This is a genomic window from Pseudomonas sp. TE9122 (assembly GCF_056278925.1).
The window spans coordinates 5464567-5477770 of record NZ_JBWBQI010000001.1 but is presented as its reverse complement, the minus strand read 5'-3'; the positions used below and the strand labels follow the sequence as shown (position 1 = coordinate 5477770).

12 protein-coding genes are annotated in these 13204 nt (G+C 61.4%); 1 reads left to right on the top strand and 11 read right to left on the bottom strand.

Annotation, left to right across the window (positions count from 1 at the left end):
- Positions 1-70 precede the first annotated feature (70 nt).
- From ACZ9BE_RS24785 to ACZ9BE_RS24740, 10 genes are all read right to left on the bottom strand, one after another.
- Positions 71-697, bottom strand: coding sequence for an ABC-type transport auxiliary lipoprotein family protein (locus tag ACZ9BE_RS24785; protein WP_252868536.1), 627 nt, complete (start codon positions 695-697; stop codon positions 71-73).
- The gene (locus ACZ9BE_RS24780) at positions 694-1632 is read right to left on the bottom strand and encodes an MlaD family protein (RefSeq protein ID WP_016772359.1); all 939 of its coding nucleotides are present in this window, start codon (positions 1630-1632) and stop codon (positions 694-696) included. The genes ACZ9BE_RS24785 and ACZ9BE_RS24780 overlap by 4 nt, the downstream gene beginning before the upstream one ends.
- A 1-nt stretch (position 1633) precedes the next feature.
- Positions 1634-2437: an ABC transporter ATP-binding protein gene (locus ACZ9BE_RS24775; protein WP_071173945.1), complete on the bottom strand. Its 804-nt coding sequence runs from the start codon at positions 2435-2437 to the stop codon at positions 1634-1636.
- On the bottom strand, positions 2434-3582 hold the full coding sequence (locus tag ACZ9BE_RS24770) for an ABC transporter permease (protein WP_076564805.1): 1149 nt from the start codon (positions 3580-3582) through the stop codon (positions 2434-2436). The genes ACZ9BE_RS24775 and ACZ9BE_RS24770 overlap by 4 nt, the downstream gene beginning before the upstream one ends.
- Before the next feature lie 54 nt (positions 3583-3636).
- Entirely contained in the window at positions 3637-4665 is a 1029-nt protein-coding gene (locus tag ACZ9BE_RS24765) for a DUF5924 family protein (protein WP_423521965.1), read from the bottom strand.
- Positions 4666-4876: 211 nt separating this feature from the next.
- The gene (locus ACZ9BE_RS24760; RefSeq protein WP_236167882.1) at positions 4877-6271 is read right to left on the bottom strand and encodes a M16 family metallopeptidase; all 1395 of its coding nucleotides are present in this window, start codon (positions 6269-6271) and stop codon (positions 4877-4879) included.
- 176 nt (positions 6272-6447) lie between these two features.
- Positions 6448-8106, bottom strand: coding sequence for a Na/Pi cotransporter family protein (locus ACZ9BE_RS24755; protein ID WP_041476496.1), 1659 nt, complete (start codon positions 8104-8106; stop codon positions 6448-6450).
- Positions 8107-8538: 432 nt separating this feature from the next.
- Positions 8539-9306 carry a TerC family protein gene (locus tag ACZ9BE_RS24750; RefSeq protein ID WP_056791183.1) on the bottom strand — a complete coding sequence of 256 codons (768 nt, stop codon included), beginning with the start codon at positions 9304-9306 and terminating at the stop codon, positions 8539-8541.
- Positions 9307-9391: 85 nt separating this feature from the next.
- Positions 9392-10699, bottom strand: a complete 1308-nt coding sequence (locus ACZ9BE_RS24745; RefSeq protein ID WP_076564783.1) for a CitMHS family transporter — start codon at positions 10697-10699, stop codon at positions 9392-9394.
- 403 nt (positions 10700-11102) lie between these two features.
- Entirely contained in the window at positions 11103-11429 is a 327-nt protein-coding gene (locus ACZ9BE_RS24740; protein WP_476250039.1) for a DOPA 4,5-dioxygenase family protein, read from the bottom strand.
- An 81-nt stretch (positions 11430-11510) separates the two neighbouring features.
- Between ACZ9BE_RS24740 and ACZ9BE_RS24735 the strand changes: the two genes are divergently transcribed.
- Positions 11511-12176: an NAD(P)-dependent oxidoreductase gene (locus tag ACZ9BE_RS24735; protein ID WP_476250038.1), complete on the top strand. Its 666-nt coding sequence runs from the start codon at positions 11511-11513 to the stop codon at positions 12174-12176.
- A gap of 23 nt (positions 12177-12199) precedes the next feature.
- Here the strand turns inward: ACZ9BE_RS24735 and ACZ9BE_RS24730 are convergent, their stop codons facing one another.
- Positions 12200-13150 (bottom strand): choline sulfate utilization transcriptional regulator, encoded by a 951-nt coding sequence (locus ACZ9BE_RS24730; RefSeq protein ID WP_476250037.1) that lies wholly within the window; start codon positions 13148-13150, stop codon positions 12200-12202.
- Positions 13151-13204 lie beyond the last annotated feature (54 nt).

Below are 13204 nucleotides of genomic sequence, written 5' to 3'. Positions count from 1 at the left end.
TCAGTCAACGCTTAAGTGACTGATACACCGCTTTCGCGAGCAGGCTCGCTCCCACAGGAGTTGTGGTGTGTCAGCGCGGTTGCGGGGCGAGTTTCTGGCCTTGCTCCACGGCCCAAGCCACAACCTTGGCCGTCAGGCGATCACTGGCCTGGCCAAACCCGGCGACCACCGCTGGCACCTGCACATCATTCAACGACTGGCGCTCTTCAAAACGGCGGCTGGCGAGGATGCGCTGGTCGTAACCACGCACCAGCAACGCATCAACCCGCACCACAACGCCGGCCTGGGTGCCCTGATATTCCGTCTGAAACGCCTGCAAACTACCGCCCAGTTCCAGATCCGCCTGAAAGTTGCTGTCGTCGGTGCTCAGCAGCGTCACCCGACCATCACGCTGGAATCCATCGAGCAAGCGATTGCGCAGCAGTACCGGCGCCGGATCGCTCCAGCGCGAGCCCTTGTAGCTGCTGATCACATCGCCCTGCGGAATCACGGCAATGCTCGGCCGGTTCAGTGCTTCGCTGGCCTGCAATTTATTCAAGCGCAGCGACCACGACTGCGCCGCCGCCGGGCTGGCCGAGGCGGGCGCTTGCGCGGCGGGCAGGCGGTAGACATCCGAAGGTTCCGACTGGGGCAAGATCGAGCACGCGCCGATCAGGGTCAGGCCAGCGCCGAGCAGGGCGATTCGAGTCAGTTTCATGGGGTGAATTCCTTGTTCTTGTCGCTGCCCAGCAGGTAGCCGCTGGGGTTGGCCTCAAGGCGTTGGGAAATGGCGCGCAGCGAGGTCAGCGTCTCGCGCAGTTCGCGAATCGCCGGGGCCAGGCCGTTGAGGCCCTGCATGCCGTTATCCAGCGAATTCTGATTTTTGCTGAGCAAGCCGTTGATGGTCACGCTGCTTTGCTCCAGCGACTTCATCGCCTGTTCGGCGCTGCCAAGGGCCTGTTTGCCCTGATCGTTGAGCAGGCCGTTGGCGTTGCGCATCAGCAGTGAGGTCTGCTCGAGCATGCTGCCGGCCTGTTTGCCGACGGTCGCCAGTTGCTGCATGGCTTGTTTGATGTCGCCGCGCTGGTCGTTGATGGTGCCGGTGGTCTGTTCCAGATGGGCGAGGGTCTTGCTCACGCGCTCGACGTTTTCCGCGGAGAACATGTGGTTGGCGTTCTGCAGCAGGGCGCTGATGCCGGTCATCAAATCGCTGCTGTCGTTGAGCAGACGCGAAATAGGCGAGGGCGAGGCGACCAGCGTTGGCAGCTTGCCGTCATGCCCGCGCAATTTCGGGCTCTCTGGCGTACCACCGCTGAGCTGGATGATCGACGTGCCAGTAATGCCGGTCAGTGCCAGCTTGGCCTGGGTGTCTTCCTTGACCGGCGTGTCGCCCGCCAGACGAATCCGCGCCAGCACCCGGCGCGGGTCCTGCGGGTCAAGGCGCAGGCTGACCACGTCACCGACCTTGATCCCGCTGTACTGCACCGAGCTGCCCTTGGACAGACCGCTGACCGCCTCGTTGAACACCACTTCGTAATCCTTGAACTCGGTGTCGACGCTGGATTTGGCCAGAAACAGGCCGAAGAGCAGGGCGCCGGCCACGACGATCACCGTGAACAGGCCGATCAACACATGATGGGCTCGGGTTTCCATATCAGACCTCGTTGAGCAGTTTGGCGGCGTCCAGCGCCGAGCGGCCGCGCGGGCCGTGGAAGTATTCGTGAATCCACGCGTCGGCGGTTTCCGAGACGACGTCGATAGGGCCGGCAACCAGCACTTTCTTCTGCGCCAGCACCGCCACGCGATCGGTGATGGTGTACAGCGTGTCGAGGTCGTGGGTCACCAGAAACACGCTCAGCCCCAAGGCGTCGCGCAGGGTCAGGATCAATTGATCGAACTGCGCCGCGCCAATCGGATCGAGTCCGGCGGTGGGCTCATCGAGAAACAGAATGTCCGGATCCAGTGCCAAGGCCCGCGCCAGCGCCGCGCGCTTGATCATGCCGCCGGACAGCGACGCCGGGTATTTGTCCGCCGCCGACAACGGCAGCCCGGCCAGCGCCAGTTTCACCGCCGCCAGATGCTCGGCGTCGTGACGGCTGAGGCCGGCGTGTTCGATCAGGGGCAGGGCGACGTTCTCGGTCACGGTCAGCGACGAGAACAGCGCGCCCTTCTGGAACAGCACACCAAAGCGCCTTTCGATCAGCGAGCGCTCATGCTCGGGCAGATTCGGCAGGTTCTGGCCGAAGACCTTGACCATGCCCTCGCTGGGCCGATTCAGCCCGACAATGCTGCGCAGCAGCACCGATTTGCCGGTACCGGAGCCACCCACCACGGCGAGGATCTCGCCCTTGTACACGTCCAGATCAAGGTTCTCGTGCACGCTCTGCGGGCCGAAGCGATTGCACAGGCCACGGACTTCGATCACCGCCTCCGAGGGCGCGCGGGGTAGACGACTCACCAGCCCATCTCCATGAAAAACAGCGCGGCCACCGCATCAAGCACGATCACCACGAAAATCGACTGCACCACGCTGGAGGTGGTGTGCGCGCCGACCGATTCGGCGCTGCCGCTGACCTTGAAGCCTTCCAGGCAACCGATCGCCGCGATCAGGAAGGCGAAGATCGGCGCCTTCACCAGCCCGACCAGAAAATGCTGAATGCCGATGTCCGATTGCAGCAGCGAGAGGAACATCGCCGGCGAGATGTCCAGCGACACCGCACAAACCACACCGCCGCCGACGATCCCCGAGAGCATCGCCAGAAACGTCAGCATCGGCAGCGCCACCAGCAGCGCCAGCACACGCGGCACCACCAGCAATTCGATCGGGTCGAGGCCAAGGGTGCGGATCGCGTCGATTTCTTCGTTGGCCTTCATCGAGCCGATCTGCGCGGTGAATGCACTGGCGGTGCGCCCGGCCATCAGGATCGCCGTGAGCAACACGCCGAATTCGCGCAGGAACGAGAAGCCGACCAGGTCCACGGTGAAAATCGTCGCGCCGAAACTGGCCAGTACCGTGGCGCCAAGAAACGCCACCACCGCACCGACCAGAAACGTCAGCAAGGCCACGATCGGCGCAGCGTCGAGGCCGGTCTGCTCGATGTGCGCGATCATCGGCGTAATGCGCCAGCGCTTGGGCCGCAACAGACCACGGGCGATGACTTCGAGAATCAGGCCGACGAAGCCGAGCAGTTGCAGCGTGTCGGTCCAGACCTTGTCCACCGCGCGGCCGATGCGCGTCAGCAGTTGCACGCTGACGCTGACTTCCGGCTCCTTGATCGGCACGCAGAAATCACTCAGCGAGCAGTACACGGTTTGCAGCAAGGCGCGGTCGGCAGTTGAAAGGGTGCAATCGGGGTGTTCGGCGGTTTTGCCCAAGCGCTCGGAACCGAGCAGCTCGACCAGCAACGAGGCGCCGGCGGTGTCCAGGGCTCCGAGGCCGTTCAGATCGATGGAAGTGTTGGCGTCGTACTGGCCGCGGAGCTTTTCGCTCAGATGCTTGAGCGCGGTGTAGTGGGCGAGCGTCCAGTCGCCGCTGACCCGCAGACGGGCAGGGCTGAGCGCGGTGTCCAGGTGGGCACTGCCGGGGGTTGGGCTGCTGGTCATAAGCTCCGTGCTTGTACGGCCGTTACGAGATCCTACGTAATAGCACGAACCGGATTACTTTTCTTTGGCCGGTGTGCTGTCGGTAATTGCGAAACGCAGCACGCCGATCAACTGGCCATCCTCGGTCAGCACCCGCACCTGCCACTTGCCCGCCGGGTTGCCGGGGAAATTCTGTTTGTGCGTCCACGCCCGGTAGCCTTCCTTGCGCCCGCCATGGATGTCGAGGGCGATGCGGTCGACCTCTTTGCCGTTGAAGGTCCACACGTGATAAATCCGCTCGTCGAGACCGCGCGGCGCGTTGATCGCAGTGTAGGCGTAGAGCCCGCCGCTGCGGATCTGCTCGGCACTGACGGTGTCGAGGCTGGCGCCGGGGGTGCGATCCTGCAACTGCGTGCTGATCGCTACGTCGGTCATCCACAGCGTTGCCGGCGGCACCCACGAACGCAGCGCCCAACCGACGCCGCCGATGCCGAAGGTAATGAACAGAATCGCCAGGGCATTGCGCACTGTGCGGATCGGGAAGATTGACGCCAGGCTCGGGAACGACAGCAGCACGGCAATTCCCAGCGCCCATTTGAAACTCTGCGCGGTGGTCAGGTGCATGATCACCGGCAACGCAGTGAGCAGTGCGGCGAACAGGGTCAGGGTGTGCAGCGCGAGAAACGCCCAGCGCCGTGGCGCCAGCCATTTGTAGTACAGCGGATCGACGATGGAGATCAGTGCGGCAACGCTGAGCAGCCCCGTGAAGACAAACTGGCCGCTGTTCCACGTAGTGGTGATGAAGAAGAATGGCAAAACGAAAAACAGGCTTTCCTGATGGATCATCTGCGTCGCGTAACGCAGCAGCGGCTGGGGAATTTCGCGTTTGAAGATCCGTGTGAACAGCCCTGTCAGGGTGTTTTCCAGCATCAGCCAGATCCAGCTGAGCAGCATGATCACCGTGATCCAGCTCGCCAGACCCTGTTGGCGATCGACGAGGATGAAACTGCCGACCCCGGAAATGAACCCACCCGCCGCGATCAACCCGGGGTAGCGCTTCATCAGCTCGAGAATGCGCTGGATAAGGAGGGTCAGTTTTGGCATTTTGGCGGTTCACGACGATATGGGGAAAATCCCGGAAAGGTTAACGCCGCATGACCCCTGTGGCGAGGGGATTTATCCCCGATCGGCGGCGCAGCCGTCGTAGATCCTGCGAGCGAATTCTGTCTGGATATACCGAGCTGCCCTTATCGGGGCTGCTGCGCAGCCCATCGGGGATAAATCCCCTCGCCACAAGTGCTCACTCACCACAGGATTAATGGCTTCCAGCAATTTTTTGGCGACGATACACACGCCAGCCGATCAACATCAGCAGCACCAGCCCCACCCCACCTGCAGCCAGCCACAACACTTGATCATCACTGATCAACGGCTTCTCGATCCGGATATACCCCGGCTGCAGCAACAGCTCGCGCATCGCCTTGTTCGCCGCTTCCAGCGTCACCCCCTGCAACTCCCGCGCGGGATTGGCAAAGCGACCATCCTGATAGTCGGCCAGCGCGCTCCAGTAATAGTCCGCCAGTGCGCTGTTGCCCTGCACGGCCCAGGCCTGGTGGGCGATGGCGGCTTGCTTGATGCGGGCGAAGGTGCTCGGGTCGAGACCGTTTTGCAGCAGGTCGGCCTTGAGGTCTTCAAGCACCTGGATGGCTTCGTCGACGTCATCGCGATCCAGGTCAGCGTTGAGGCTCATGAAGCCGACACCGCCGAACACTTCGCGCTCGGCCCACGGTCCGTACGACAAGCCATGGTTGAGACGAATCTGCCGGTACAACGCCCAGTCGAGGTAATCCTTGAGAATGTCGAACGTCTGATCGTACTGATCGTCGAGCACCGGTTCCGGCACCAGCCAGTGCAGCTTGGCGCTGTCGCCGATAAAGCCACGGGTGAGGGTGCGTTCATGGGCGGCGCTGGTGCGGATGTCCGGCAGCGCCCGATGCTCGCTCGGCTCGACCGGCTCCAGCTCACCCCAGGTACGCTCCAGATAGGCCGGCAGCAGTTTGTCGAGTTCGCCGACGACGATCAGGGTCATGTTGTTCGGCGCGTACCAGGCTTTGCGCACCTTCTCCAGTTGTTCCTGAGTCAGATGGCCGACTTCGGCACGCTGCGGGCATTTCAGTCCCAGCTCGACAGCCAGTTGATTGCTCGCGGTATGACCGAGGTCCTGACGGTCGAGGAAACGTTGCAGCCTGGTGTAGTGCCCGCCGTCCTCACGCTCGACCACCCGTTTCGCCGCGTTGATTGCGTTGTCGTCGATGCGTGTCTGGGTCAGCAGCGCCAGCAGCAGGTCGAGCACCTTGCGCTGGTTTTTCGCCGGGGCTTCGATGACGAACGTGGTGTCGGCATTGCTGGTGAACGCATTCCAGTCACCGCCCAGCGCCTGCATGCGTTCTTCCAGACCACCTTCGCCGGTGGCGTCGATACCGCTGAACAGCAAGTGTTCGAGCAAATGCGGCAGCTCTTTCTCGTCGCAATCGAAGTCATCCAGGCCAACGCCGACCACCAGCCGGATCGCCACATGCCCACGCTCGGTGCCTGGTTTGAGCATCAGCTGCAAACCATTGGGCAGCGCATAGCCTTCGACCTGAAACCGATCCAGGGCAAAGGCGGGCAGGGAACCGAGCAACAGACAGGCAAACAACAGGCAACGCATAACAGGCTTCCATACGGCTGATTTGGAGATCCGTGTCGTCAGTCAGGGCCCCATCGCTGGCAAGCCAGCTCCCACAAGGATCTGCGGCGCTTACAAAACCCTGTGGGAGCTGGCTTGCCAGCGATGACGGTCTCAAGGCTGAACCACTGTAACTGACTGGCCCCAGCCTCAGACGTTCAAGGCGAATGCGTAATGTCGGCCATGTCATCCACCGCCAGCGCGCCGGTGTCCGCCGTTTCCAGCACCACATAGGCGCTGCTGCAGAACAGCGAATTGAGCCGTTTCATGTCGGCGATCAACTCCAGATGCAGCGAGCTGGTCTCCAGGCTCTGCACGATCTTGCGTTGCAAACGGCTGACATGCGCATGGGCCAGACGCCGTTCCTGCGCACGAAAGCGGCGTTTCTCCCGCAACAACTGCCGCGCGCTTTCGCGGTCGCCGCTGAGAAACACCGACAGGCCCAGGCGCAGGTTGGCGATCAGTTGCTGTTGCAGCCCGGCAAGATCTTCCAGGCCTTCTTCGGAAAACGAACGGCGCTGCGAAGTCTTCTGCTGCTGGATCTTGCGCAGCATGCGCTCGATCAGGTCGGCGGCGAGTTTCAGGTTGATCGCCAGTTCGATGATCTCGGCCCAGCGCCGACTGTCGTGCTCGCCGAGATCCTCGCGGGGCATCTGCGCCAGATACAGCTTGATCGCGCTGTACAGCGCTTCGATGTCGTCGGTCAGTCGGCGCATCTCCTGGGTGACGGCGGTCTGCTTGCCGCGCAACACATCGAGGGAGGCGTCGAGCATGTTGTCGAGCAGATCGCCCATGCGCAGGGTTTCCCGCGCGGCATTGGCCAGCGCCAGGCTCGGTGTGACCAGCGCGGTCGGGTCGAGATGGCGCGGCTTGGCGGCGCCGTTGGCCTCCGGCCGCTCCGGCAGCAGCCACGCACAAAGCCGCGCCATCGGCCCGACGCTCGGCAGCAGGATCAGGCAGCGCGCGGTGTTGTAGAGCAGGTGGAAGCCGATGACCATTTCCTGCGGGCTGAAATCGAGGCTGTCGATCCAGTGCACCAGCGGGTCGAGCACCGGGATGATCAGCAGCAGGCCGATCAGTTTGTACAACAGACTGCCCAGCGCAACCTGGCGGCCGGCGGCGTTCTGCATGCTGGTGCTCATGAAGGCAAGAATGCCGCTGCCGATATTGGCGCCGATCACCAGACCGATCGCCACCGGCAAGCTGATCACCGCAGCACCGGCCAATGTAGCGGTGAGCAGCACGGCGGCGAGGCTGGAGTAGGAAATCATCGCGAACAGGGCGCCAACCAGGGCGTCGAGGAGGATGTCGCCGGTCAGCGAGGCGAAAATCACCTTCACCCCCTGCGCATGGGTGATCGGCGCAGCGGCCTCGACGATCAATTGCAGGGCGAGAATGATCAGCCCCAGCCCGATCGACACCCGGCCCATCTGCCCGAGCCGCGTCTGTTTGCGCGACAGAAAGAAAATCACCCCGAGGAAAATCAGCAGCGGCGACAGCCATGACAGATCGAGGGTCAGCACCCGCGCCATCAACGCGGTACCGACGTCTGCGCCAAGCATGGTCGCCAGCGCCGGGGTCAGCGCCATCAGGCCCTGACCGACAAACGATGTGACCAGCATCGCCGTGGCGTTGCTGCTCTGCACCATGGCGGTGACGAGAATACCGGCGATGAACGCCAGCCATTTCTTCGACATGTTCTGGCCGATGACATGTCGCAGATTGGTGCCATAAACCCGCAGGATGCCGGTTCGGACGATGTGCGTGCCCCAGATCAACAGGGCGACGGCGGACAGCAGATTGAGCAGGGTGAGCATGCAGACCCCCTGTAGTAGCAGCGCCCCAGAGGGGCAAGTGAACGGCACCGCGCGGTTTCTACGTTCTTGATACTTAAGCTGTAGTTGGCGAACGGTCTCGGCGCCAGCATTGCACAGCTAAAGTGTCGATTGAAACAAAAGTGTCATGAAAAGCGCTTCATACACTCCCTTTAAATCAACGCCGTCTCCTGTGGGAGCTGGCTTGCCAGCGATGGCGTCGGCACAACCAACATTGATGTCGCCTGACATTCCGCTATCGCTGGCAAGCCAGCTCCCACAAGGTCCGCAGTGACTGAATGTTGCACAAACAAATGTGGGAGCGAGCCTGCTCGCGAAAGCGGTGGGCCAGCCAACATTGTTGTCGACTGGCACTCCCTCTTCGCGAGCAGGCTCGCTCCCACAGGGGTGTAGCGTGCTGCCGGGACTACCGGGTTATTGGCCCGGCACATCCTTGCGCAGTTTCACCGGATCCTGCTGTTTCTTTTTCCGGGCCATCGCGCCGCGCAGTTTGATGTTGATCGCTTCCACTGCCAGGGAGAACGCCATGGCGAAGTAGACGTAGCCTTTTGGCACATGCACGTCGAACGATTCGGCGATCAGCACGGTACCGACCACCAGCAGGAACGACAGCGCGAGCATTTTCAGCGACGGGTGCTTGTCGATGAATTCGCTGATCTTGCCCGACGCCAGCATCATCACCAGCACCGCCACGACGATCGCCGCGACCATGACCGGAACGTGGGAGACCATGCCGACGGCAGTGATCACCGAGTCCAGCGAGAAGACGATATCGATGATCGCGATCTGGATGATGGTGTAGAGGAAGTTGCCGCCCTTGCCCGATGGCGCGTCGTCGCTTTCATCTTCACCTTCCAGCGCGTGGTACATCTCCTGCGAACTCTTCCACAACAGGAACAGGCCACCGAAGAACAGGATCAGGTCGCGGCCGGAAATGCCCTGGCCGAACACTTCGAACAGGTCGGCAGTGAGGCGCATGACCCAGGTAATCGACAGCAGCAACAGGATCCGGGTGACCATGGCCAGGCCAAGACCGAAGATCCGCGTGCGCTGCTGCATGTGTTTCGGCATGCGGCTGACCAGGATCGAAATCATGATGATGTTATCGATACCGAGGACGATTTCCAGGGCGGTCAGGGTAAAAAAGGCAACCCAGATTTCGGGGTTGGTCAGCCAATCCATGTGTATTCCTTTGAGCGAGTGTTAAACCGAAAAAGGTCCGGGCTTCAAACCGCGAAGCCGGGACCCGTAACGGTGAGTCTTGGGCTTATAGAGTGCTGAACAGCGGGAAAGTCCCCAACAGCAGTGCAGCAATCAGAATGCAGATGCACACCAGGATCGCCCATTTCAGGGTGAAGCGCTGGTGATCACCGAAATCGATGCCGGCCAGCGCCACCAACAGATAGGTCGACGGCACCAACGGGCTCAGCAAGTGGACGGGCTGGCCGACGATCGAGGCACGGGCCATTTCCACCGCAGTGATCCCATAGTGGCTGGCCGCTTCGGTCAGCACCGGCAATACACCGTAATAAAACGCATCGTTGGACATGAAGAAGGTGAACGGCATGCTCACCAGCGCCGTGATCACCGCCAGGTACGGGCCGAGGAAATCCGGAATCACCGCCAACAGGCTCTTCGACATCGCATCGACCATGCCGGTGCCCGACAGGATACCGGTGAAGATACCGGCCGCAAAGATCAGCCCGACCACTGCCAGCACGCTGCCGGAATGCGCGGCGACGCGATCCTTCTGCATTTGCAGGCATGGGTAGTTGACGATCATGGCGATACTGAACGCCACCATGAACAGCACCGGCAGCGGCAACAGGCCGCCGATCAGCGTGCACATCAGGCCGAAAGTCAGTGCGGCGTTGAACCAGATCAGCTTCGGACGGCGTGCGTCGGGGAATTGCGAGACGCTGATTTCACTGTGATCGATCTCGTCGCCAACCAGGTGCAACTCGCCGAGACGGGCACGTTCACGCTTGCCGTAGAAGTAGGCAATCACCAGGATCGCCAAGACACCGGCGGCCATGGCCGGGATCATCGGTACGAAAATGTCCGAAGGATCCACATGCAGGGCACTCGCCGCGCGGGCGGTCGGGCCGCCCCACGGGGTCATGTTCATCACGCCACCGGCGAGGATGATCAGACCGGCCATGATTCGCGGGCTCATGCCGATGCGGCTGTACAGCGGCAGCATCGCGGCCACACAAATCATGTAAGTGGTCGCGCCGTCACCATCGAGGGAAACGACGAGCGCCAGAACGGCGGTACCGACCGAAACTTTCAGCGGGTCGCCCTTGACCAGTTTGAGGATCTTGCGCACGGCCGGGTCGAACAGGCCGGAGTCGATCATCAGGGCGAAATACAGAATGGCGAACATCAACATCACGCCGGTCGGCGCCAGTTTGGTGATGCCTTCAAGCATCATCGGGCCGATCTTCGGCGCGAAACCACCGAACAGGGCGAACAGGATCGGGATGATGATCAGGGCGATCAGCGCGGACAGGCGCTTGGTCATGATCAGGAACATGAACGTGATGACCATGGCGAAGCCAAGGAAAGTCAGCATGGGAATACTCCAGGCGTAGCGCGGCTAGTTGAATGAGCGGATCGGGCGGGATCAGCGCAGAACGGGAGGCGCGAGGCGTACGGGCGGAGTGACCAGCAGGAAGCGGGAGAAACGGCGGGTTGCAGAAGACATCAGAATCACCATTGTTGTTGTTAATTGGGCCGGGCCTGTGGAAAAAACACAGGGCTTGGGCCAACCGGTCTGTTGCCGGGAGTGGGGCGATCCTAATCGGGGAAGCTTTCAGCTACCTTTCGCGACCGAAAGCGATGAATGAATGGTCAACCGGCGGTCGGATGCAGCGACAGCCAATGAATACGGGACGAGAAGCGATACGAGGGAACGGATAGACAACGCTGGCTGGCAGTCTGGACATATTCGTTATCAGTTCAGTCCAAGCACCTGGTTAAAAAATCGACAGATCCAGCGGCCGCACCGCGCCCATCCAGATCGCGTGTTCGGTGTGGTCGAGCAGGTCATCGCCAGTGTCCGGATGCAGGAACACCACCAACCCCTTGCGGTTAAGCGCCAGCCACGGCAGCACCTCGCCGATCAGCTCGGAACCGAAAGCCAGTTGGCAGCTCCAGTCGGGGTGCGGCCCCACCGGGCGTTCGTGCACGCGGCCCATTTTCAGCGCAAACAACTGCGCGGCCTGTTCGCACAAGGCCCGCGCCTGGTCGATGGTTTGCGCGTCGAAATAGACATGGGCGTGATAGCCCTTGATCCCTTGCATCGTTTCGCCTCTCAATCGGTTCGAACCCTTGGCTGTTTCCACCGTCACAGGTCATATAGGACAACTATAAGGAAAACAGCCATGAAAAATGCCGAGACCCCAGTGGTCAAAGTGGTGCTTTATGGTGCCATGGCCAGCCTGGGCGGTGCATTGATGGCTGAATTGCTGCGTCGCCAACACGAAGTCATCGCCATTCTCGACGATCTCACTGCACTCGCGCCGAGTCCGGGATTGCGCACCAAGACCGGCGATCTGTTCGATGCCGAGCGGGTCAATCAGAGCGTCGCCGGCAGCTCGGCGGTGATCTGCCTGCTGGACGCGCCGGGGTTGCCGTTCAGCAGCGACCACGTTGAGCGCTCGGTGACGCTCGGCCCGGTGGAGCAGGTGCTGGCAGTCGACGCCTTGGTCGAAGGTTTGCAACTGGCCAGCGTGCCGCGCCTGTTTCTGGTCGGCAACTTCGGTGTGCTCGACGAGCCTGACAATGACGAGCGTCTGCAACGTCACGCTGCCGAAGAAATCCTCGAGGCGGTACAAAGCAGCTCACTGCGCTGGACCCTGGTCAATGCGCCGCATGGCGTGGCCGGATTGACCATCGAGCACTTCAGTCAGGTCGGCGGCAATCTCGAACCGGGATTGGCCGAACCGCTGGAACGCTTGAACCGTGTCGCGGTGGGGATTGCCGATGAACTGCGGTTGAATCTGCATGTGGGGCAGCATGTGAATTTTGTGGCGGCTTCTGATTCGTAAAAGATCGGACGATCTTTTGCTCTTCACACCGCAATCGAGGGCAGGGCCAGACCGTTAAGCGATTCGGCACTGCTGGCCTGTTCCGCCATTAACCAATCGACAAATTCTTGAATCAGTGCACCCCGACGCTTGCGTTGCGGTAACACCACGTAATACCCCAGCCGCGACAGCGTGGTTTCCGCCAGCGGCCGGCATAGCAAACCCTGCACCAGCAAGTTATCCACAAGGTGGCGCCAACCGATTGCCACGCCTTGCCCGCCGATCGCCGCTTGGATCAATAACGTGTAATTGTCGAAGCGCAGCTGCCCCGGCGCCGGCGGCGTGGTCAGGCCAAGTTGACGGAACAGCCCGCTCCAGTCGAACCAGTTGCTGCTGTTTTCACCACGCAGATGCAGCAGCGGCAATTCCAGCAGGGCCTGCGCGGGCAACGGCAATGAACGCTCCTTGAGCAGCAGCGGGCTGCACACCGGGAACACTTCTTCGCTGAACAGCCAGTGGCTCTCACCCTGCTTGAATCGACCATCGCCAAACAGGATCGCCACGTCGATGTCGGTGCGCAGCATGTTGTGGTTGCGCTCGCTGGTGACCAAGCTGACATCGATATGCGGATTGGCCTCATGGAAGCGATGCAGGCGCGGCATCAGCCAATAAGCGGCGAAAGCGAAATCCGTGGCCACTTGCAGCACTTCATGTTGCTGCTGAGTGCTGATTGCGCTTAATCCTGCATCGATATTCTGCATACCGAGGCTAACTTGCTCGAAAAGCAGGGCGCCAACCTCTGTCAACTCGATACCCCGGTAAATCCGGTCGAACAGGCGCGTACCGAGCTGCTCCTCCAGACGTTTTATCTGCTGGCTGATAGCCGGTTGCGTGGTGCCAAGCTCAACCGCAGCAGCGGTAAAACTGCGATGGCGCGCCGCCGCTTCAAAAGCGCGCAGCAGATCGAGGGAGAGGTCACCGAGGGCGTCATACATAAGCTGTACTTATCCTAGTCATTGTCCGGCGCGGGCTTTACCGGAACAGGCATG